Raw genomic sequence first — 20,328 nt, forward strand, 5'->3', positions numbered from 1 at the left:
TTCCCCTTGTTTATTGGGTTATAATCATGCTTGGTTTTATCTCGTTTCATTCGAGTGCTCAAAATTTAATTCCATTACAATGGACTGTTAAATTTGAAAAAAATGCTATTTCAAAAGATGTATCTCTTCTTAGATCATGGGAAAGACAAGGAGTTGGATATATCAATTGTAAAGGGGCAATTTCAACAAGTTTTAAAATTCCACCTGCTCATCAAGATTCGAGCTATACGTTGGAGGTAAGTTTACGAATGGATATTGAAAATATCCTTATTAATGGAAACAAAATTGGAGGTGATATTGTGAATCATTTCCAATGGTCTAAAAAGCCTAAATACCCTATAAATACTTTTTCAATTTCGGCTGAGCAGTTAAATGTAGATCAAGTAAATACGATTACCATTCAATTTTCATCGCTGTCATATACAGGTGGTTTTAGTCATAATCAGGTAAGCTTATTTCCACAAAACGGAAAAAAAACTTCAGAACTTCAGCTTAGTTTAAATAAAGAAGATCATTGTTATTCCAGAGGTGAAGAAGTGATTCTTCAGGTGAATAGCAATATTGCGGAAAGGGGTAATGCCATTATAAAAGTAAGAAATGATTTTTCAGAACTTCTTTTAACTAAAGAGGTAGCGCTTAATAAGGAAGGAAGCAACACTTTTTGTTTAACAGATTTTCTGTCATTACCTGGGTTTTATGAGATATCTGTTACTTGTAATAATAATGGTTATACAGGAGGTGTAAAGTGGCTAACTATCGCTCCAACCGAAGTTGAAGATATAGATGTGGCCCCTGTGGGTTTTAATGCGTATTGGTCACAGGCCTTGGATGAATTAGCTCAAATTGAACCAAACTTTAGTGTTACGCGAGTAGATAGCTTATGTTCTGATGAGAAAAATGGATATGTAGTTGAGATGCAATCATTGCAGGATAAAAAGATCAAGGGGTATTTTTTCACTCCCAAACAGGCTGGAGTATATCCTGCTATTTTGCACTTACCCGGGTATGGATATGGCTTTAATAATATCAAGGGCTTTAAAAATAATTCGGATAATGTAATAGAACTGGCCTTATGTGTTAGAGGACACGGAATAAGTAAAAATGCATTTCCATTTGATAATTCGCCTGGATTTTTCGGTCATGAAATTTGTAATGTAGATGAGTTGGCTTATCGATCTATATACATGGATTGCATACGGGCTGTCGATTTTTTATATAGCCAAAAGATGGTGGATACAACCAGAATTGGTGTATTTGGAGGTAGCCAAGGAGGAGGCTTGGCTATAGCAACTGCAGGTTTAGCACATGATAGGGTTAACGCTTGTGCCTATTTTGATCCATTCCCATGCGATTTAAATAATCACATTAAAACCAGAACTATCGTAGCAGATGAAATAAAAGGATTCCTTGATTTTTATAACAATTCATGCTCATATGAACAGAGTATACAAAATCTAAGTTTTATCGATACAAAATTCTTTAGTCAAGCGATTACTTGTCCAGTATATTATACTACTGGCTTATTTGATGATGACTGTCCTTCTCGATTAGGTTTTTCGGCTTATAATAAGATGTCTGCAGAAAAAAAATATACCATTTTTCCCAATGATAGCCATATTGGAGAATCTGGATATTACGAAGAATCTATGTCGTTTCTGAAAAAGGAACTTCATTTTTAGGAAAAAACAAACATCTTAATAATCCTTTAGCTAGAGTCTATTCATCCAGTGGGGTATATTCCAACATTAAGTCGCCATTAACTAATCTATTTTCGTTATCTACTCCACTAAAAACACCTTCTTGCTTTGATTTACCTCCTTTTAAAAAGTATGTTTTAACGTAAATATTAACCCTTTCCATAATAATGATTCCTGAAAAAGTAAAACGAAAATTTAGAATAGAACCTTTGTTAATCATTTCAAAGCGATCCTTTTCAATATGAACATTCTCAGTTAGTGATATAATTTTATAGTTGTATGGTAGAATCTTAAATTCAATTACCTCGTTAAAAACATCTTTAAAACCAAAAACAAACTTATAAATACCAGGGATTTTACCGTATATAGAAGCATAAGGCGTATTATGTGATAGTTCTAAATAATGTTTACCCACAATATTGTTACTATTTACAATTCGCTTGTCACGGACTTCCATAGCAATATATGCAGGAATTTTTTCATTTTGGGCTTGGTGCTCCATCATTTCTTTTGTCTCGCAACGTTCTAGGATGGTTCTGCCTGCTACGGTATTGGTATAAACATCAAAGGTGCAATAGGTGCCAACCATATAGTTAATGCTCGACGGCGATTTGTGTCCGATGTAATAGATTTCGCTTGCTCCATCTAGGTTTTTTCCTCCAGATATAGTTTTGGTGCGCATGTAAATGGTATCACCCTGGCGATGAACGGTGCCGTTACTGTAATGTTCTCTAATGGTTCCATCAGGCAGTGGGTAAAGAAATATGTGTTGAATTCTTTTCCAATTATTACTGATGATGGTTTTTCCTTTAATAATTATATCATCTTCACCAAAATAGTAGTTGATATAGTAAAAACTAATATCCTCTTTATTATCCTGAATTAAACTGTTTTGTCGGTCAATATCGTAATCCGATATGGGATTATCGTTAATAAATTGTTGTATGTCATTGTAACCCAAGTAAAGCAGAATGATGTTTTTATAGTGCTCATTAATTTTTATAGAGGACTTACCTTTTTCAACATCCCTATACTTATCGTATAAGTATTTACCATTAATAACATCTGAGCCAATTTTTTCGAAGTCGGATTTTATACTAGGTTTCGTTTCGTCAAATGCTCCATATCCAAATAATTGAAACATTTTAGGAAGCTTTTGTAGCTTATGCTTCGATTTATATGTTTCAATAACCTGGTCAATTAGTACTTTAAAATACTCCGAGGTTAACTCTATAGCTCCAGATTGTTCTTGCATAAATATATTCCTAAAATAAGATTTAAAATTATTGAAAATATTAATCGTAAGCAAAATGAATAGGAATTAATTTGTGCGATTTAACTTTGTATAGAATTCAGATGGATATTTACTTTTGGTACAGTAATAAACACATGATGAAAAGGCAATGATAAAAAAGTTCTCACCTACTTACTGTTAGGTATACCTATTGGTAATCAAGTAGCACATGAGAATAATACTTTTGAGGAGTTGCATTTATGACCATAAAAATTAAAATCTAAACAGATGAAAAACGTATTCCTTTTATTATTAATGCTGTTGTCTACCGAAATGTTTGGACAACATCGTGTGAGTGGTAAAATTACTGACAAACATGGAGACCCGCTGCCAGGAGCGTCGGTTATCATTAAAGGTACTACAATAGGCGAAATTTCCGATTTTAACGGGAATTATAGTATTACTGTATCGGGTAGCGAGGTAATGCTGGTGTATTCGTTTATCGGATTTACGGATCAGGAAATAAGTGCATCTGGAAAAACACAAATCAACATTGAATTGGTGGATGCTATGGAATCACTCGGAGAAGTGAAAGTAAGAGGGTTTGCTGGTGTTGTAGGTAAAGCGCGTAAAAGAACAGAATCTGTTCAAAAAACTCCGGAATCGGTAACTGCATTAAATGCTGATGGTATAGAGAATGCTGGTATTACGGATATTAATACATTTTCAAACTTAGTGCCTAACTTAAAGTTTAATACAGCGCAGGCAGTAGGATTTAATTTTATTACAGTTCGTGGAATTCCGCAGGTAAGAGGTGGAGATGCCCCTTTGGCTTTTGTGGTTGACGGCGTTACTATTCCAGATCCGAGTTTATTAAGTCAAGAACTTTACGATTTAGCATTAATTGAAGTGGTGAAAGGACCTCAAGGTGCATTGTACGGAAAGAATGCCATTGGTGGAGCTATTAATGTTTACTCAAAAGACCCAACCAATACCATGAAAAATAAGGTACAGCTAGGCTATGGAAATGGTAATGCTAAACAGGCTCAGTTTATTTCGTCTGGTGCTATTAAAGAAGATAAAGTTTTTTACCGTTTTTCATCCCAATACAAAGAGTCTGACGGTTTATTAACCAATGAGTTTTTAAATAAGAAAGTGGATTTTAACAAGGATATTAACCTTAGAGGTCAGATTAAAGCAAATATTACTGATAATTTTACTTTATCTGCTACCTACCAACACTTTAATATTGAGGGTGGGGCTGCTTATTATTCTGTAAATCCCACGGGGTTCGAAGGTTTTCCAGGTGGCTCGCTCAATCCTAACCCAAAAAAGGGTAACAATGTAATTGTTGCGGATGAGCTAGGTAGATCAGATATGATTAATAATTATGGGAACGTGAAGATGGATTATGTTTTTGGTAATGTTAAGCTACAAAGTATTACTTCATATAATAAGGTGGATAAGTCCATGTTTGGAGACCTGGACTTTTTGGATATACCTTTATTTACTCAGAGTGAAGAAACAAATACTTCCATCTTTAATCAGGAATTCAGATTTAGTAATACAAATAGTGATGCCAGACTAGATTGGAGTGCAGGAACTTTTTACCAGATTACCAAAGAAGACTTTTATGCTTGGGGTACAGAATATGATGAAGTGGAGGATGAAGTATACGAATATATGGTAGCTGATATTACTAACGAAACTAGAACCATGGCCATTTTTGGTTTTGTTGACTACCAGTTGACAGAAAAATTAACGGCCTCTGCTGGATTTCGTTACGATATGGATAAGTTCAGTCAGGATGATTATTTATTCATGACAGCACCATCCAGAAATAATAACGAGTTTCAACCAAAGGTATCTATTTCATATCAAGCAGCACCTAGCGCTTTATTGTATGCTAACTACGGTAGAGGGTACAGAACAGGAGGCTTTAACCCTGAAGCTACCGATTTATTTAACAGAGATTTCGAAGATGAAATTACCGATAACTATGAATTTGGTTTTAAAACCACTTCATGGGATAATCGTTTTATCTTCAACGGATCTGCCTTTTATACAGATTTCCGTAATCAACAACAGTACATCCTTGATTTAAATACATTCTTATCAGGAATTTACAATTACGAAAAAAGTACCATCGTAGGCTTCGAGCTTGAGTCGCGTATTCGTATAACTAATTATTTAGATGTATTTGCAAATTATGGACTAACCAATGCCAAAATTGTAGAAGGAGGTAAAGCAGGTGGTGAAAATGGTGACGAGACAGATAATACTCAATATAATGGTAATAAAACACCTTTTGTTCCGGTGGATAATTTTACTGTTGGGCTAGAGTCTTCGTTTGATATTACATCTGATATTAAATTCAATGGCTTTGTGAATCTGGATAGAACAGGCAAAACCTATTGGCATGAGAGTAATCAAACTAAACACACTTCCGATGCTTACTCTTTGTTATCCGCCAAATTAGGTTTTGCCTATAAAAACTGGGATTTGAACTTATGGGGTAAAAACTTAACTGATACACAATATTATCAAGAGTTTTCTCCAGGAGAATATGTGGGGAGTCCTGATGATGTGGCTTGGCGTGGTCAGCCATTATCGTTTGGAACTAGTGTATCTGTAAAATTCTAGTGGATGTTACAAAAATCAAATCAGGAAAGAGCAAAGGTCTCCAAAATTATCATGGAAGATATGTTCCAGATAAAAAAAGGAGAGACCGTTGCTATAACGGCTGATTCAGGAACAGATAAAGACATTGCAAATGCCTTAGCTGCAGCAACACTTGCCTGTGGAGGTATTCCTTTGCTTATGTGGATTCCAAGAGCCGAGAAAGAAAGTCAGGCAGGAATGAAATATTGGCCTTCAAAAGCATTAACAGCAGCTTTACGTGAAGTAGATGTTTGGATAGAAATGAACTCAATGGTAATTCTCTATTCCGACATATGGGAAATTGCGATGAAGGAGAATAAAAAGCTCCGTTACCTGATTATAGCCGACAGTACCATCGAATCCTTAAATAGAGTTTTTACAGGCTTCAGCGTTCCATTACTTGGCGAGCTTTTAAGTAAAGTTCGCGAAATGTCTATGGCTTGTAAAACGGTTCAAATAACCAGTACTAACGGAACTGATGTATCGTACGATATAGACTTAAATAACTTTTTTGACATTGATAACGGAGACTATTCGGAACCTAAATTTGGTACCGCACCAGGTTTTGTTAATATTGTTCCTAAAGTAGGAAGCATGAATGGAACTATTGTTTTTGATATGCTTCAGAATGCGGACGCCAATAGCCAACTTAGTTTTGAAATGAAAAACGGTAGTATTACTGATGTTAAAGGAACTAAGCCTAGTGTAGAAAAATTTAATCATTATTTAGGCTCGTTTAAGGATGAAAATATGTACAAGATATCGCACAATATGTTGGGTTTAAACCCAAATATTCGCGAGTTATCGGGCGAACTGGTAGAAGATGAGCGTATATGGGGAGGTGTTGATTTTGGTTTTGGACATACCAGCGCCATGGATTTACCTCCGCATGGGCAGGAAGCAGCTTCTCATTTTGATGGAATTGTAACAAAAGTGAGTATCTTTTTCGATGAAATTCAGATTATGGATGATGGCGTTATCTGTCACACAGATTTGATACCTTTAGCTAAGAAGCTGATTTTGTAAATTATAATTGAGGTTCATGTCAGAGAACAACCAGTATACCAAAACAAAAGTACAGCCAAAAGATTTTACTTCGGGCTGGTTGGTGGCCTTAATCATAGCAGGAACGGGATTAACTTTGCCTATTCTTTTTCTAGGCTCAGAAATAGCGTTAGGTGTTGGTTTTAAGAAGAGCATGTGGGCTTTCGGAATTTCTACACTTGTGCTTACTGTATTATGTATGGCTACTACTATAATTGGTCATCGTTCTCGCTTATCTACTTATATGATTTTGCATTTTAGCTTTGGTAGTTATGGTGCGAAAATTATGAATGTGATATTCGGAATCACCTTACTAGGCTGGTTTGCTGTGGCATTGGAATTATTGTCTCTGGCGGTAAAGGATACTGCTTTGGAGATGCTTCAGTGGAAGGTTCAGCAATGGCCAGTTATTGTAATATTGGGTACTTTAATTATTATCACTACCAACTATGGTATCAAAAGTTTGGAGAAACTAGCAAATATTTCTGTTCCTATTTTAACTGCATTTTTAGCCTATGTGGTATATAAATCAATGGCAGTTACTTCATTTAGTCAAATAGTAGAATTTGTGCCTTACGAGCCTAATATGAGTTTGTTTAAGGCTACTTCAGTTTTGGTTGGCTCTTCTATACTTTTTCCTGTACTAATGGCCGATTTTTCGCGTTTTGTGTATAACGACCGTCAGAGTATGATTGCTGTACTTGGTATTACTATTGGTTTTCCTATAGCCTTGCTATTTAGTGCAATCCCGAGTATACAAACAGGTGAGGTGGATATAATCAAGATAATGAAAGACCTTGACCTAGTGTTACCTGCCTTTATACTCCTTTTTATATCTACGTGGGTAGGAAATGCATCAAACTTATACTCTACAAGTCTTACTTTTTCAACTGTAAAAGAAGGTTGGGGTTATCAAAAAGTGACTATTATTTGTGGTTTATTGGGGATTGGCGTGGCACTTCTTGGTTTTTCTAATTACTTATTCGATTTTTTAGATTTTCTAGGGATTCTTTCGCCATCTATTTCGGCGATATATATTATTAATTTCTTTTGGATAAAGAAACAAAACTATAATCTTGATGAATTGAGTAAATGGGAACCTTCAGCTCTTATAAGCTGGGCAGTTAGTTCTGTTATTACGGTGTTCACTTATCTAGAAGTGTTTGAACTAACGCATGCCTATTTTATTGATTCATTCTTGCTGGGGGGAACCTTTTATCTAATCATGAACTATAAGTATTTACTTACGGCACCAAAAGATAAGTTATGACGAAATTTAAATAGAATAAAAAAACCATTTGAAATACATCAAATGGCTTTTAATTTTTGGGGTGGATATCTCTTACAATAAACCTTTTGCTACTTCTAAAGCTTTATCGTAATCAGGATCATTTGTAATTTCTGGCACGTACTCTACATATTTTATAGTATTATCTTTGTCTATAATTACAGTACCACGTGTTAATAATCTTAGTTCTTCAATTACATAACCATACTTTTTACCAAAGTCTAAATCTTTATGGTCAGAAAGTGTGATGATTTTATCTAACCCTTCAGCTCCACAAAAACGAGCCTGCGCAAAAGGTAAATCAACTGATACAGATAATACTACTACATCTTCTAAGTTGTTTGCTTCCACGTTAAAACGTCTGTTTTGTGCAGCACAAACACCTGTGTCAATAGAAGGGTAAACTACAATTATTTTAACTTTTCCGTCAAAATCAGATAGGTTTACTGGTTCTAATTTATTGCTTAAAGCTGTAAATTCAGGTGCTTTGTCACCAACTTTTACTGCATCTCCTAAAACGGTTACTTTTCCACCTGCAAAGGTGATATTTGAATTTGAGTTACTCATTTTGTCTATTTTGTTTATTTAATTTTGTTGAGAGGTAAACATGCATTACGCAAAAAGGTTTATACTCGAACTTTTAAATCTTCAGATTTAACATTTCTTAAAGAATCCATGTTGTCGGTCGAAATATGACGTTGGGCATATAGTTTAATGGAAAATATACTTCCTGTTTTGCCATCCGAGTTTAAATTAATTTCGCCGTTTATTTTTGTAGCCAATTCGTTACAAATGGCAAGTCCCAAGCCAACGCCTTCTTTTTTCTCTTTTAATTCAAAGTTACCTTGGTTAAACCTTTTAAAGATATCAGTTTTACTTTCTTCCGAAATGCCAGGGCCACTATCTTCTACGTTTATCTGAATCCATTCAGGTTCTTGGGCGTTATCTGCTTCCACGCTTAATTCAATAAAACCAGTTTCGGTAAACTTAATGGCATTACTTATTAAATTCGATAGGATTTGGTATATTAGTAATTCATCCGAGTAAAACTCAAGATTTTTTAATTCATTAGGAATTTTATGGGTAAAGTATAATGATTTTGTCGCAGGTATCTGATTCACAAAAGTGGTATATATACGCTCGAATAAGGATTTTATTTTTACCATTTTGTAGTTGACCTCAATCACTCCAGCCTCTAACTTAGAAGCATCCATTACGTTAGTTAGCAGTTGTAATAAAACGTTGCCATTATCTTTAATAATATCTATAAACTGATTTTTAGATTTCTCATCTAAATCAGGACTTCTTAATAATTCAGAAAAACCAAGAATGGCATTCATCGGTGTTCTGATTTCGTGACTCATATTGGCCAAAAATGCAGATTTTACCTTCTCTGAATTAATAGCTTTCATGCTTTCAGCAATAAACTGTTTTTGGGTAAAATAGAGCAAAGGAACCTCAAAAGCAAAAAATATGATGGAGATAATAAACACATCAATGAGTCTTTCCGAATCTGAATTATATCCCATAATCAAATCGGGATAAAAATATTCCACGCCAAATAAAATAATTGTATTTACGCAAAAAAGGAAAATGATGAGCGTACGATTTCTTACTTCGCTAAAAAACAAGAATAGAGGAACAAAGGCCTGAACAATTAATAAAGTAGGTCCATGGCTTCCTGCATTTACAATCCATAAGGTGTTTAATATAAAAAATAGGATAATAATAAATGCATTGAGTGTAAATCGATAAAGCTTTTTAAACCTGCATAAATAGTACAAAAAAGCTAATACAACTGTTATTATAGCAGTCGCATTAATCATAATGTCGGCCAAACCCAATGCCATATTGCAAATAGTTGACACCAAAGCCAACATAGTACATATAAGTAATATCTGTTTGAAAATTTCTTCCGAGTTTATTCTCCCAACTTTTAAGTCTATCCACTTATCTAGAAATATCCCAAATAAATTTGATATTTTTTTCCTTGCCATTCTTGTCCCATTAAAACGCGATGCTAATATAAAGTTTTAAAGGAATTATATAAACCATTTTTGAGTAAATAGAAAAAAATTATTGTTTAAATGCTACTTTTGTGGGCTTAAATTAAACAATAGTACTTATGTTGCATGGTCACGGTAATAGTACCATAGATTGTTCCTATGATATTAATGTAGATTTTAGTTCTAATATTTGGTATGAACCTTTAAATTCGGGTTTACTAAATTACTTAAAATTAGGACTGGATAAAATATGTGATTACCCGCCTGTGGATGCATCTAATTTGCAAAAGAAGTTGGCGGAAAATAACGGCATCCGTACTAAGCAAGTATGTGTAACTAGTGGAGCTACCGAGGCATTTTATTTAATAGCACATGCTTTTGAAGCCTGTAACTCCACGATTATTACCCCTTCGTTTTCTGAGTATGAAGATGCAGCTAGGATGTACAAACATTCAATAACGCATATTAGTAACCAACAGGATATTACGAAACTTACTTTTGAGGAGGGCTTAATGTGGTTAGGTAATCCTAATAACCCGGATGGAAAGGTTTTTCAAGTGAGCCAAATAGAGGCAATGCTCATCAATAATCCTAAATCTATTATAGTGGTTGATGAGGCTTATGGCGAATTGTGTTATGGTTTTGAAAGTGTATTAAAACTAGTTAATAGTTATGATAATATTATTGTAGTGAAATCGGTTACCAAACTATGTTCTATACCAGGTTTGCGTTTGGGCTACATCATGGCTTCTGAAAAGCTGATTGAGACGATAGCTGCTTATAGAATGCCTTGGAGCGTGGCGACTTTAGCTTTGGAAGCAGGTATCTATATTTATGACCATTTTGATGAATTTAAAATTGACTTATCTAGAATAAAAGAGGAGAGTGGTTTGTTTCAGGAAGGTTTGGCTCAATGCGAAGGAATAACAGTAAGGAGTTCTAATACCAACTATTTATTGTGCCAGATAAAAGGAAAGACAGCAGCAGAGCTAAAAGAATATTTACTAAAAGAGCACGGTTTTTTAATTCGGGATTGTTCCAACTTTCAGGGACTTAACGAAAACTATTTTCGAGTGGCTGTGCAAGGGAATAAAAATAATGAGGCTTGCGTAAAAGCCATTCAAGAATTTATGAGTTTATGTTAGATGTAGAATATATACCTGTTTATGCCCTGGTATTAGGTTTTGTTTTAGATGCCATCATTGGCGATCCTTACTCTTGGCCACACCCAATAAAAAGATTTGGTTGTTTGATTGCTTACGCCGAAAATAGATGGAATAAAGGAAGCAACAAGACTTTAAAAGGAGGATTAGTTAGCTTAGTATTAATCAGTGGTACTTGGGTTATATACTATGGACTGCAAGATCTATTATTAAGTGTGGATAAATGGTTTCTACTGATAGCCAGTGTTATTCTTGTTTTCTACGGTTTAGCAAACAGAACGCTAATTAACGAAGGTTTAAAGGTGATTAATGCGCTAGAAAAAGAAGGCATTGAAGCTGGACGAAAGCAGGTAGGTTTCATAGTGGGCAGAGACACATCTCAGCTTAGTCCGCAACAGATTTACACGGCAGTACTTGAAACCCTTTCGGAGAATTTAAGCGATGGAGTTATTGCACCCTTATTTTATTATGCCATAGGAGGCTTTCCATTAATGTTTACCTATAAAATGATAAATACATTGGATTCGATGATTGGTTATAAAAGTGATAAATACAAACAATTTGGTATGGTGGCGGCTAAAATTGATGATGTGGCCAATTATATTCCTGCGCGTTTAACGGCCTTAATTATGGTTGTCATCTCTTTAAGTTATAGAGGATTAGCTTTTATTTTTAAATACGGACATAAACATGCTAGCCCCAATGCAGGGTATCCAGAATCCGCTTTAGCGGGAATACTAAACTGCAGGTTTGGAGGCCCCAATGTATATCATGGTAAATTAGTTGAAAAGCCATTTATTGGTGAAAATAACAGAGATATCGTTCATGCAGATGTGATAAAAACATGTTGGATAAACGCAGGTTCAAGCATAATTATGGTAGCACTTGCACTTTTGTTTTTATTGTTATAATTTGTATCGATCTTAAACTAATAACATAATAATCATGAAGAATTTGATTGCAAGCATTGCCATAATGTTTATAACTGTATTTACTGTTCAGTCTCAAACTTGTAAAGCCTACATCCCTTATCAAGAGGGAACTAAATTAGAAATTACCTCATACGATAAAAAGGGCAAAATCACAGGAATTGATAAACAAGAATTAACGAAGGTTTCTGAAAGTGGAAATACTACTTCATTTGTAATGCATCACAGTAATTGCGATAAAAAAGGAGAAGAACTTTTTAATGGCGATTTAAAATACAAATGTAAAGACAATGTGTTTTATGTAGATATGAGTGGCTTTGTTAATAGCGAGCAAATGGAAGCCTATAAAGACATGGATGTGAAAGTAACCATGGACGAAATTGATATTCCGGCTGATTTAAGCGTGGGGCAAAAGTTGAAGGATGGATCTGTAAAAATGGATATATCGGGTAATTCTCCTGTAAACTTAAGTTTTGTGGTAAATGTTGAAAACAGAAAAGTGGAAGCCAAAGAAAGCGTTACCACTGAGGCAGGAACTTTTGATTGCGTAAAAATTAGTCAAGATATTATTACAAAATCGATGATGAGTTTTAAAATAAGCAGTGTAGAATGGTATGCCGAAGGAGTAGGAGTAGTAAAAACAGAGACTTACCGAAAAGGAAAATTAATGGGCTCGAGCAAGCTAACTAAGCTGGAGAGACCATAGTTATCGAATAAAAAATATTACTGAATGAAAGGCTGTCTTGATAGATAGCCTTTTTTGATAATATGGAATGCAAACTGTTTTGGACTTGAATTTGAATGATAACCTATGCGTAAACCTCAAGATTCAACTGCAAAATGATCTTATTATACTTTACCTATGACCAAATTATAAGATATAATAGAGCTGTACTTTCGATTAGTAGTAATTTAACCCCTTTTAACAGTTGAGTATGTGTGATGGTTAGTTTTCTGAAAATAAGATAGATAGATGTTTTTTGAGGGTGGCTTATAACAATAATAGAGATTGCATGAGCTTTGTCGTTTGCACAGCCCGTTTACAAGGTCTATTTTTGTGGCTTTTTTACAGGAAGAAACTAATTTAAGTTGATATGTTTGAGATAATAAGGAAAACGACAGCGAGTGCAAAAAATGATTTGCTGGCAGGTATGACTGTTTCGTTGGCCATGATTCCAGAAGTGGTAGCATTTGCTTTTGTGGCGAGGATAGATCCGTTGGTGGCATTGTCAGGTGCGTTTATAATTGGATTAATTTCTGCGATTTTTGGAGGTAGACCAGGATTAATTTCAGGAGCCGCTGGTGCTGTGGCTGTTATCTTTGTTCACTTAATTTCAGAAGGACATGCCAAAGGGATGGCTTTTGATACGCCTATCGAAAACATGGGTTACTTCTATTTATTAGCTGCAGTGGTATTGATGGGGCTAATTCAAATATTATCCGGAGTATTTAAATTGGGTAAGTTTATTCGATTGATACCACATCCGGTAATGCTTGGTTTTGTAAATGGTTTGGCCATTGTTATTTTCTGGGCTCAAATTAAAATGTTTACCCATAAACATTTAGAAGTAGCTGCGGATGGATTAAAAAGCTACGTAGATGTATGGATGACAGGACCTGAATTATTTACCATGATTGGTCTTGTTGTATTTACCATGGCTGTTATCTTGTTACTACCAAAACTAACTACCAAATTGCCAGCTGCATTAACCGCTATTTTAATTACAACTATTGTTGTTATAGTGGCCGATTTAGATGTTTCTACTGTTGGTTCTTATATCAGAGAAGGTGGAGGTGATGGTTTAAAAGGTAAATTTCCAACGCCTAATACGGATTTGTGGGCTAACCTTCCTTTTAATTTAGATACCTTAAAGTTTATTCTTCCTTATGCGTTTTTAGCTGCATCGGTAGGTTTAATTGAGTCCTTAATGACCATGAACCTAGTGGATGAACTAACCGAGACCAGAGGAAATGGAAATAAAGAATGTATTGCGCAGGGAGCAGGTAATATGCTAAGTGGTTTATTTGGCGGAACCGGCGGTTGTGGTATGATTGGCCAAACTGTAATTAATATTAACTCAGGTGGTAGAGGAAGACTTTCGGGGGTTACTATGGCAGTTACCTTATTGATTTTTATTCTGTTTGCCGATAAATATATTGAGCAGGTACCTATTGCTGCCTTAATTGGAGTAATGTTTATCATGGTGATGGAAACCTTTGCATGGTCAAGTTTACGAATATTGAATAAAATTCCAATTTCAGATGCAGTTGTATTGATAGTTGTATCAGCTGTAACGGTAATCTTTGATTTAGCTATTGCAGTTTTTGTAGGTGTAATTATTTCGGCATTGGTATTCTCTTGGCAAAGTGCAAAACGCATTAGTGCCCGTAAAAGAAGAATTGAAGAAGAAGATAAAGCAATCTACGAAATATGGGGGCCGCTTTTCTTTGGTTCTACCAAGGAGTTTAACGAAAAGTTTGATATTAAAGCTGACCCTACCAATATAGAAATAGACTTCTTAGAATCTAGAGTTACCGATATTTCGGGAGTTGAGGCTATTACTACCTTAATTGAAAAATATATGAAGGTGGAAAAGAATGTTACCCTAAAGCATTTAAGTGAAGATTGTATTAAGCTTATTGTTAAGGCAGATGCTGGTTTAGAGAAAAATATTATTAAAGATATTGATGATCCAAGATATTATGTAGCAGCTAACCCTGCTAAGTTTGAATAATACATTATTGAATGATAACTAAGAAAGCCTGCTTTGTTTTTAAAGCAGGCTTTCTTGTTTTTTATTATAAATCATTGGTGTCCGGTAAACTTTTTAAAGTTGATGACCTAAGCGCTGTCAGTTATGGTGTACACAATATTTCTCTCGCTGAGGGCTTGTTTTTCCACCTCTGATAAAATGTGTTAAGAAAATCGGAGTATGAAGCGTAAAAAATCAAAGCTGTTTGAGCGTAGCGAGTTCTTTGATTTTTAACGATTTTATCAGCAGTGGCGGCATCTTTTGTTTACTTTTCTTTGCTGTAGAAAAAAAGTAAAAGCCCGTCGGCTAGAGACAAAAAAGAGATGCTTCTTCTAAAGAATAATATTACCGGACAAGAGTGATTATAACTTACAAAGTTCCCTTTACAGTACCTCCTTCTATAGCGTAAACCTGTCCGTTAACAAATTCGGAATAGTCGGATAATAACCAAGCTGCCAGTGAGCCCAGACCTTCGGGAGTTCCCATTTTTTTTGAAGGTTGTTTATCTATAAATGCAGATTTGGCATCTTTAAAATCAACACCTTGCTGCTCGGCCGATTTTTGTATTAGGCGGTCAATGGCTGGCGTGGCATGCGAACCTGGAGCAATCATATTAAAGGTAATTCCATGGCCTGCCAGTTCTTGCGATAAGGTCTTCATCATACCCACAACCGATAAGCGTAAAGAGGTGCTTAAAACCAGGTTTTCGATGGGTTGTTTTACAGAGGCACTTTCTAAATATACGATTCGCCCATATTGTTTTGCTTTAAAATGGGGAAGCAAAGCTTGAGTTAGTTCAACTTTCCATCTAAGCAGGTTTTTGTAGGCATTATCCCAGTCTTCCAATTCGGTTTCTTCAAATAATTTAGCCGGAGGTCCACCAGCATTTATAAAAGCACCAGCAATATCTTTTTCTATACAAAGCTTAGCCACCTTTTGTACCGTTTCACTTTGGCTAATATCACCACAAATAGAAGTCAGCTTATCCCGATATTTTGATGCAAACTCATCTAATTTAGATTGAGTTCTGGCCACACCAATAACATGAGCTCCTTCCTGAATGAGGTGTTCGGCGGTTGCTTTACCAAAACCACTACTTACTCCCGAAACTAAAAAGGTTTTATTATTTAGATTTAAGTCCATTGTTTTGTTTTATATGATTCAATTATACCAATTTTATTTTGGGATGAGCCTTAAATTGTTTTGAGGATTTTATGTTTAGGCAAGGCGGAAAAATGAGTCATAGCCATAGCTACGACGATGTTTTTTTAACGCTGCATAAACTTAAAAGGATAAAAAAATAAGGCTCACTTCAAGGTAATATTGGTATTATAATACAACTAACAACTTCGATGGTTCATAACAAATGATTGTTTTTTGTTTCTTGAATCCTTTTGTTCTTTAGTTTAGAAAATGGTTCTTCCACCTCAGATAAAATTCGTTAAGTAAACCGAAGAGTGTAACGTGAAAATCAAAGCTGTTTGAGCGAAGCGAGTTCTTTGATTTTAGTGGAATGATTAGGTTTATAGGATTTTATCTGGAGTGGCGGTCTTCTTTGTTTCCTTTCTTCGACTGTAGGAAGAAAGGAAAAGCCTTTGCGGCTTGAGCAAAATATGGTTTTATACCTTATTAAAGGATGTTTCATATAAAATGTTTTAATGTAGAGGTATAGGTGTTTTTTTTGCATATTCTCGTCAGGAATTCATGCCTTAAACGTCCATTTCTAAAAACTAAAACTATGCTTCGTATTTTATTAGTTATAATCATATTAACATTAGTGACTTTATCAATTAAAGCGCAAGGTTGCAGCGATGCTGGTGTATGCAGTATTGATTCCTATAAAAACACTAATAATCAGTTGGCTTGGTCAGTATCGCAAAGTGCTGAATTAGGGGAGAATTTTATTTTATATCTTCATACCACTATAGGTATGCGTTTACCATTGGGGGAAAAGGCACAGGTTTCCATGAGTTTACCATACAGAAACAGTATTTATAAAGGAGAATTATATACAGGATTTAGCGATGCAACTGTAGCAAGTTCATTTAATATTACAAGCGAATATAATATCATAGCTGGACTTAAAATACCTCTTTCCGAAAGTAATAATAGTAAGGATGGTGTGCCCTTACCTATGGCGCTTCAGCAAGGTTTAGGAACTTTTGATGCCATAATTTCTATCGATAGAAGATGGAAACAGAATAAGTTGAGTATGGGTTATCAGTATGTGTTTGGTACCAACAATAATGCCTTTATGGGTAATGATAATTTTGGAGCAAGTGCCAATTTAGAACGTGGTGATGATTTTATGTTGAGATACGATAGATATTGGGGAAAAGAGCATCGTAATTGGAAAGCTTCATTGGTAAGTGTTTATCGAATTGGAGGTGATAAAATTAATGATGGTGAATTCGTAGAAAAATCAAAAGGTTTATCTATAAATGTTGCCATGGTACGCAGTATTCAACTTAAAAATAATGAATTAGAATTAATGATGGCTGTACCCGTAGTAGCGCGTAAGGCAAGGGTTGATGGTCTTACCCGAAATTTTATTTTGAGTGCTAAACTGAATGGTATTTTTTAGTATGTCTTGCTTTATAATGGGCATATGCTTATTTTAGCGCAAAATTATTTTATGCCACGAACCAAAGGGTGCCGACGTATAGGTGGTTCTCCCAATACTTATTTATTTAAACCAGCAGGGATTAAAGCTTGCGAGCTGCAGGAAGTAGTTTTAGCAATGGATGAATTTGAAGCTATTCGTTTGGCTGATGAACAAGGTTTGTATCAGGCCGAAGCAGCTGAAAAAATGGGCATTTCTAGACAGACTTTTGGAAGAATAATTGAACAGGCTCGAAAAAAAGTAGCTACTGCCTTGGTCAATGGATATGTATTAAGGGTGGATAAAGGCTCGGGTAAAGATATTTTTGTGAATGAACAGACAGAAACAAAATAACAAACAAAATTATGGACTTTAAACTAAGTACAAAAAAGGTGGCCTTACCTTCAAAAGGTGAAATGATTGATAATCACTTTGGGCATTGCGAGAAATTTACCATTTACACTTTATCAGCAAAAAATGATGTATTGGATACCTCTTTTTATAAGGCTCCAGAGAGTTGCGGATGTAAATCGGATTTAGCATCAGAGTTGGCCAAAGAGGGTGTTGAAGTATTGTTGGCAGGAGGCATTGGTCAAGGTGCTATCAATAAACTTAAGGCTTCTCAAATTGATGTTTTTATGGGCTTTTCAGGAGAAACTAAAGCTGTGTTAGAGCAATGGTTAAAAGGAGATAAAGGAACTTCGGATATCTGTCCTCCGCACGACCATGAAGGTGGGCAAGAATGTAATCATCATTAATAGCATAATACTCTCATTGGGTGAATATGGCTTAGCGTTTATTCGCCTAGTGAGTTAATAAAGCTTTTTTTCGATAATATACTTATATGCTTCCTGCGGAATTAAGTATGGATAGTTCTTTCCTTCTTTCAGGCCTTTTCTAATACTGGTAGAATCCATTTCAAAGACGGGAGCTTCTATCACAGAAACATTTTCCAATATATCATCTTCATTAATCTCATAGCCTGGTCTAGGATAAACCATAAAGGAGTAATTGCTTAATATTTCCTCTGAGTTTTTCCACCTAGACAAAGCAGGAAGGTTATCTGCACCCATTATAATGGTAAAGTTGTTATCGGGATGTAGTTTAGATAATTCTCTTAGCGTATTATATGTGTAAGATGGGGTAGGAAGTTGAAGCTCTATATCACATACTTTAAAATTAGCATAGGCTTGAGTAGACAACTCCAACATACGTAATCTATGCTTTGCTTCTATTAATTCACTGCTTTTTTTATATGGATTCTGCGGACTAACAACAAACCAAATTTCTTGTAAGTGGCTGTTTTCAACAACATAATTAGCCAAGGCTAAATGGCCAATATGAACAGGGTTAAATGAACCAAAATATAAACCTATGCTTGCCTGCTTAGTCATTTAAAAAGTCATTCAGTAGTTGTTCTGTTTCTACAATAGCCGTGTTTAAATCTGTATTTACAATAATATGGTCAAATTCAGGAGCGTAGTTAAGCTCTTCTTCTGCTTTGTTGATGCGTTGTTCAATAACTTCTGCAGAATCTGTTCCACGACCATTAAGTCTATTTCTTAGCTCATCAATAGAAGGCGGCTTTACAAAAATGGCAATGGCTTTTTCACCATACATCTTTTTAATGTTTAAACCTCCCACTACATCCACATCAAATACAATATTATTACCCTTTGAGGTGATACGTTCTACTTCGCTTTTTAAGGTACCGTAATATTTATCCGTGTATACTTCTTCCCATTCTAATAGCTCATCAGCATCAATTTTAGTCCTAAATTCATCAGGACTTAAAAAATAATAATCAACACCATCTTTCTCAGTCCCTCTTGGACTTCTGGTGGTTGCTGATATCGAGAATTGCATTTTAAAATCTTTGCTTAAAAGACTTTTAACTATGGTTGTTTTTCCGGAACCCGATGGCGCTGAAAATATAATAAGCTTACCTGTTGACATTTTAAAGTACGATTGTTTCCAATTAAACGATAGGATTAATAAGCGCTTTGTTAGTTAACTATTAACCAATGACGATGCACTAGCAACAAAACACCAATTTCCAATAAAATTAAAGTACGTTTAAGTTTTGCTCTTTAATTTTCTCCAATTCATCCTTCATCTGAATAACTAACTTTTGAATTTCGGAATGATTGGCTTTAGAACCCATGGTATTTATTTCTCTACCAATTTCTTGCGTAATGAAACCTAGTTTTTTACCTACTAATTCTTCTTTTTCAATGGTTTCAATAAAATAATCTAAGTGATTCGTTAGCCTAACTTTTTCTTCCGTAATATCTAATTTCTCTAGGTAAAAAATCATTTCCTGTTCAAAACGATTCTGATCTAAGTTAATTTTCTCCTGAAGTTCATTTAATTGGTCCAGTATACGCGTTCTTACTTTTTCAATTCTTTCTTTCTCAAAAGGCTCAACCGCTTTTTGGTAAGTACGTATTTTATTGATTCTTGCAATCACATCCTTTTGCAACACTTCACCTTCTTGTGCTCTAAAGCTGATTAAGTTCTTTAACGCATTTTTAAAAGTCTCAAAAATAAGCTTCCATTCTCCTTCGTCTAATTCGGCTTGTTCTATTTTAACCGTATCAGGTAAAGGCATAATGGCTCGTAGTATATCTGTATTCTCTTTTATCCCAAGTTTATCAGCAATAGGAGATATTTGGTTGTAATATGTTTCAATGACCTGACTGTTAATAGAAGCATTTTTCTCTGCACCTAAAAAATCTACGTAAAAACCTACATCAACTTTCCCTCTTCCTAATTTATTAGCAAGCTCATTTCTAAGCACTAAATCCTTTTCTCTATAAATATTAGGTAAACGCATATTTACATCAAGCTGCTTGCTGTTAAGCGATTTGATTTCAATACTTATTTTCTTCCCAGAAAGTTCACATGTGGCTTTACCAAAGCCTGTCATTGATTTTATCATATGCTTTATT

General features: G+C 34.9%; 18 protein-coding genes. 11 read left to right on the forward strand and 7 right to left on the reverse strand.

Annotated elements, in window-relative coordinates; translation table 11 throughout:
* Positions 1 to 26 precede the first annotated feature (26 nt).
* The gene (locus A8L32_RS13355; protein WP_158027245.1) at positions 27 to 1,679 is read left to right on the forward strand and encodes an acetylxylan esterase; all 1,653 of its coding nucleotides are present in this window, start codon (positions 27 to 29) and stop codon (positions 1,677 to 1,679) included.
* 37 nt (positions 1,680 to 1,716) lie between these two features.
* Here the strand turns inward: A8L32_RS13355 and A8L32_RS13360 are convergent, their stop codons facing one another.
* Positions 1,717 to 2,952, reverse strand: coding sequence for a hypothetical protein (locus A8L32_RS13360; RefSeq protein WP_075590727.1), 1,236 nt, complete (start codon positions 2,950 to 2,952; stop codon positions 1,717 to 1,719).
* Positions 2,953 to 3,219: 267 nt separating this feature from the next.
* Between A8L32_RS13360 and A8L32_RS13365 the strand changes: the two genes are divergently transcribed.
* Genes A8L32_RS13365 through A8L32_RS13375 form a run of 3 tightly spaced genes read left to right on the forward strand, consistent with a single transcriptional unit; the run spans position 3,220 to position 7,906 of the window.
* A complete protein-coding gene (locus A8L32_RS13365) occupies positions 3,220 to 5,574 on the forward strand; it encodes a TonB-dependent receptor (RefSeq protein ID WP_075590728.1) in 2,355 nt (784 codons plus the stop codon).
* Between the two features lie 3 nt (positions 5,575 to 5,577).
* Entirely contained in the window at positions 5,578 to 6,618 is a 1,041-nt protein-coding gene (locus tag A8L32_RS13370) for a M29 family metallopeptidase (RefSeq protein ID WP_075590729.1), read from the forward strand.
* Between the two features lie 16 nt (positions 6,619 to 6,634).
* The gene (locus A8L32_RS13375) at positions 6,635 to 7,906 is read left to right on the forward strand and encodes a purine-cytosine permease family protein (RefSeq protein ID WP_075590730.1); all 1,272 of its coding nucleotides are present in this window, start codon (positions 6,635 to 6,637) and stop codon (positions 7,904 to 7,906) included.
* Positions 7,907 to 7,978: 72 nt separating this feature from the next.
* Here A8L32_RS13375 and tpx read toward each other — a convergent pair whose 3' ends face one another.
* A complete protein-coding gene (tpx, locus tag A8L32_RS13380; protein WP_075590731.1) occupies positions 7,979 to 8,491 on the reverse strand; it encodes a thiol peroxidase in 513 nt (170 codons plus the stop codon).
* Positions 8,492 to 8,550: 59 nt separating this feature from the next.
* Entirely contained in the window at positions 8,551 to 9,921 is a 1,371-nt protein-coding gene (locus tag A8L32_RS13385) for a sensor histidine kinase (protein ID WP_075590732.1), read from the reverse strand.
* Between the two features lie 128 nt (positions 9,922 to 10,049).
* Here A8L32_RS13385 and A8L32_RS13390 point away from each other — a divergent pair, with 128 nt between their 5' ends.
* From A8L32_RS13390 to A8L32_RS13405, 4 genes are all read left to right on the forward strand, one after another.
* Positions 10,050 to 11,075: a pyridoxal phosphate-dependent aminotransferase gene (locus tag A8L32_RS13390; RefSeq protein ID WP_075590733.1), complete on the forward strand. Its 1,026-nt coding sequence runs from the start codon at positions 10,050 to 10,052 to the stop codon at positions 11,073 to 11,075.
* A complete protein-coding gene (gene cbiB / locus A8L32_RS13395) occupies positions 11,069 to 12,004 on the forward strand; it encodes an adenosylcobinamide-phosphate synthase CbiB (RefSeq protein WP_075590734.1) in 936 nt (311 codons plus the stop codon). Before A8L32_RS13390 ends, cbiB begins: the two co-directional genes overlap by 7 nt.
* Positions 12,005 to 12,038: 34 nt before the next feature.
* On the forward strand, positions 12,039 to 12,728 hold the full coding sequence (locus tag A8L32_RS13400; protein WP_075590735.1) for a TapB family protein: 690 nt from the start codon (positions 12,039 to 12,041) through the stop codon (positions 12,726 to 12,728).
* A 388-nt stretch (positions 12,729 to 13,116) separates the two neighbouring features.
* Positions 13,117 to 14,757, forward strand: a complete 1,641-nt coding sequence (locus tag A8L32_RS13405; protein ID WP_075590736.1) for a SulP family inorganic anion transporter — start codon at positions 13,117 to 13,119, stop codon at positions 14,755 to 14,757.
* 387 nt (positions 14,758 to 15,144) lie between these two features.
* Here A8L32_RS13405 and A8L32_RS13410 read toward each other — a convergent pair whose 3' ends face one another.
* Positions 15,145 to 15,918 (reverse strand): SDR family oxidoreductase, encoded by a 774-nt coding sequence (locus A8L32_RS13410; RefSeq protein ID WP_075590737.1) that lies wholly within the window; start codon positions 15,916 to 15,918, stop codon positions 15,145 to 15,147.
* A 595-nt stretch (positions 15,919 to 16,513) separates the two neighbouring features.
* Between A8L32_RS13410 and A8L32_RS13415 the strand changes: the two genes are divergently transcribed.
* From A8L32_RS13415 to A8L32_RS13425, 3 genes are read left to right on the forward strand one after another with little or no spacing between them, the layout of a single operon-like run.
* Positions 16,514 to 17,359: a hypothetical protein gene (locus A8L32_RS13415; RefSeq protein ID WP_075590738.1), complete on the forward strand. Its 846-nt coding sequence runs from the start codon at positions 16,514 to 16,516 to the stop codon at positions 17,357 to 17,359.
* A 51-nt stretch (positions 17,360 to 17,410) separates the two neighbouring features.
* Positions 17,411 to 17,731: a DUF134 domain-containing protein gene (locus tag A8L32_RS13420; protein WP_075590796.1), complete on the forward strand. Its 321-nt coding sequence runs from the start codon at positions 17,411 to 17,413 to the stop codon at positions 17,729 to 17,731.
* An 11-nt stretch (positions 17,732 to 17,742) separates the two neighbouring features.
* Entirely contained in the window at positions 17,743 to 18,135 is a 393-nt protein-coding gene (locus tag A8L32_RS13425; RefSeq protein ID WP_075590739.1) for a NifB/NifX family molybdenum-iron cluster-binding protein, read from the forward strand.
* A 54-nt stretch (positions 18,136 to 18,189) separates the two neighbouring features.
* Here A8L32_RS13425 and nadD read toward each other — a convergent pair whose 3' ends face one another.
* The 3 genes from nadD to A8L32_RS13440 all read right to left on the reverse strand — a co-directional run bounded on the left by nadD (position 18,190) and on the right by A8L32_RS13440 (position 20,318).
* On the reverse strand, positions 18,190 to 18,771 hold the full coding sequence (nadD, locus tag A8L32_RS13430) for a nicotinate (nicotinamide) nucleotide adenylyltransferase (protein ID WP_075590740.1): 582 nt from the start codon (positions 18,769 to 18,771) through the stop codon (positions 18,190 to 18,192).
* Positions 18,764 to 19,333: a guanylate kinase gene (gmk, locus tag A8L32_RS13435; RefSeq protein WP_075590741.1), complete on the reverse strand. Its 570-nt coding sequence runs from the start codon at positions 19,331 to 19,333 to the stop codon at positions 18,764 to 18,766. Before gmk ends, nadD begins: the two co-directional genes overlap by 8 nt.
* A 109-nt stretch (positions 19,334 to 19,442) precedes the next feature.
* The gene (locus tag A8L32_RS13440; protein WP_075590742.1) at positions 19,443 to 20,318 is read right to left on the reverse strand and encodes a YicC/YloC family endoribonuclease; all 876 of its coding nucleotides are present in this window, start codon (positions 20,316 to 20,318) and stop codon (positions 19,443 to 19,445) included.
* Positions 20,319 to 20,328: the final 10 nt, after the last annotated feature.

The organism is Labilibacter marinus (assembly GCF_001659685.2).
GTDB classification, from domain to species: domain Bacteria; phylum Bacteroidota; class Bacteroidia; order Bacteroidales; family Marinilabiliaceae; genus Saccharicrinis; species Saccharicrinis marinus.

Bases quoted from the DNA above. Each gene is read 5' to 3' on its own strand.
- A8L32_RS13355 (WP_158027245.1), top strand. From the start codon at position 27: ATGCTTGGTTTTATCTCGTTTCATTCGAGTGCTCAAAATTTAATTCCA.
- A8L32_RS13360 (WP_075590727.1), bottom strand. From the start codon at position 2,952: ATGCAAGAACAATCTGGAGCTATAGAGTTAACCTCGGAGTATTTTAAA.
- A8L32_RS13365 (WP_075590728.1), top strand. From the start codon at position 3,220: ATGAAAAACGTATTCCTTTTATTATTAATGCTGTTGTCTACCGAAATG.
- A8L32_RS13370 (WP_075590729.1), top strand. From the start codon at position 5,578: ATGTTACAAAAATCAAATCAGGAAAGAGCAAAGGTCTCCAAAATTATC.
- A8L32_RS13375 (WP_075590730.1), top strand. From the start codon at position 6,635: ATGTCAGAGAACAACCAGTATACCAAAACAAAAGTACAGCCAAAAGAT.
- tpx (WP_075590731.1), bottom strand. From the start codon at position 8,491: ATGAGTAACTCAAATTCAAATATCACCTTTGCAGGTGGAAAAGTAACC.
- A8L32_RS13385 (WP_075590732.1), bottom strand. From the start codon at position 9,921: ATGGCAAGGAAAAAAATATCAAATTTATTTGGGATATTTCTAGATAAG.
- A8L32_RS13390 (WP_075590733.1), top strand. From the start codon at position 10,050: ATGTTGCATGGTCACGGTAATAGTACCATAGATTGTTCCTATGATATT.
- cbiB (WP_075590734.1), top strand. From the start codon at position 11,069: ATGTTAGATGTAGAATATATACCTGTTTATGCCCTGGTATTAGGTTTT.
- A8L32_RS13400 (WP_075590735.1), top strand. From the start codon at position 12,039: ATGAAGAATTTGATTGCAAGCATTGCCATAATGTTTATAACTGTATTT.
- A8L32_RS13405 (WP_075590736.1), top strand. From the start codon at position 13,117: ATGTTTGAGATAATAAGGAAAACGACAGCGAGTGCAAAAAATGATTTG.
- A8L32_RS13410 (WP_075590737.1), bottom strand. From the start codon at position 15,918: ATGGACTTAAATCTAAATAATAAAACCTTTTTAGTTTCGGGAGTAAGT.
- A8L32_RS13415 (WP_075590738.1), top strand. From the start codon at position 16,514: ATGCTTCGTATTTTATTAGTTATAATCATATTAACATTAGTGACTTTA.
- A8L32_RS13420 (WP_075590796.1), top strand. From the start codon at position 17,411: ATGCCACGAACCAAAGGGTGCCGACGTATAGGTGGTTCTCCCAATACT.
- A8L32_RS13425 (WP_075590739.1), top strand. From the start codon at position 17,743: ATGGACTTTAAACTAAGTACAAAAAAGGTGGCCTTACCTTCAAAAGGT.
- nadD (WP_075590740.1), bottom strand. From the start codon at position 18,771: ATGACTAAGCAGGCAAGCATAGGTTTATATTTTGGTTCATTTAACCCT.
- gmk (WP_075590741.1), bottom strand. From the start codon at position 19,333: ATGTCAACAGGTAAGCTTATTATATTTTCAGCGCCATCGGGTTCCGGA.
- A8L32_RS13440 (WP_075590742.1), bottom strand. From the start codon at position 20,318: ATGATAAAATCAATGACAGGCTTTGGTAAAGCCACATGTGAACTTTCT.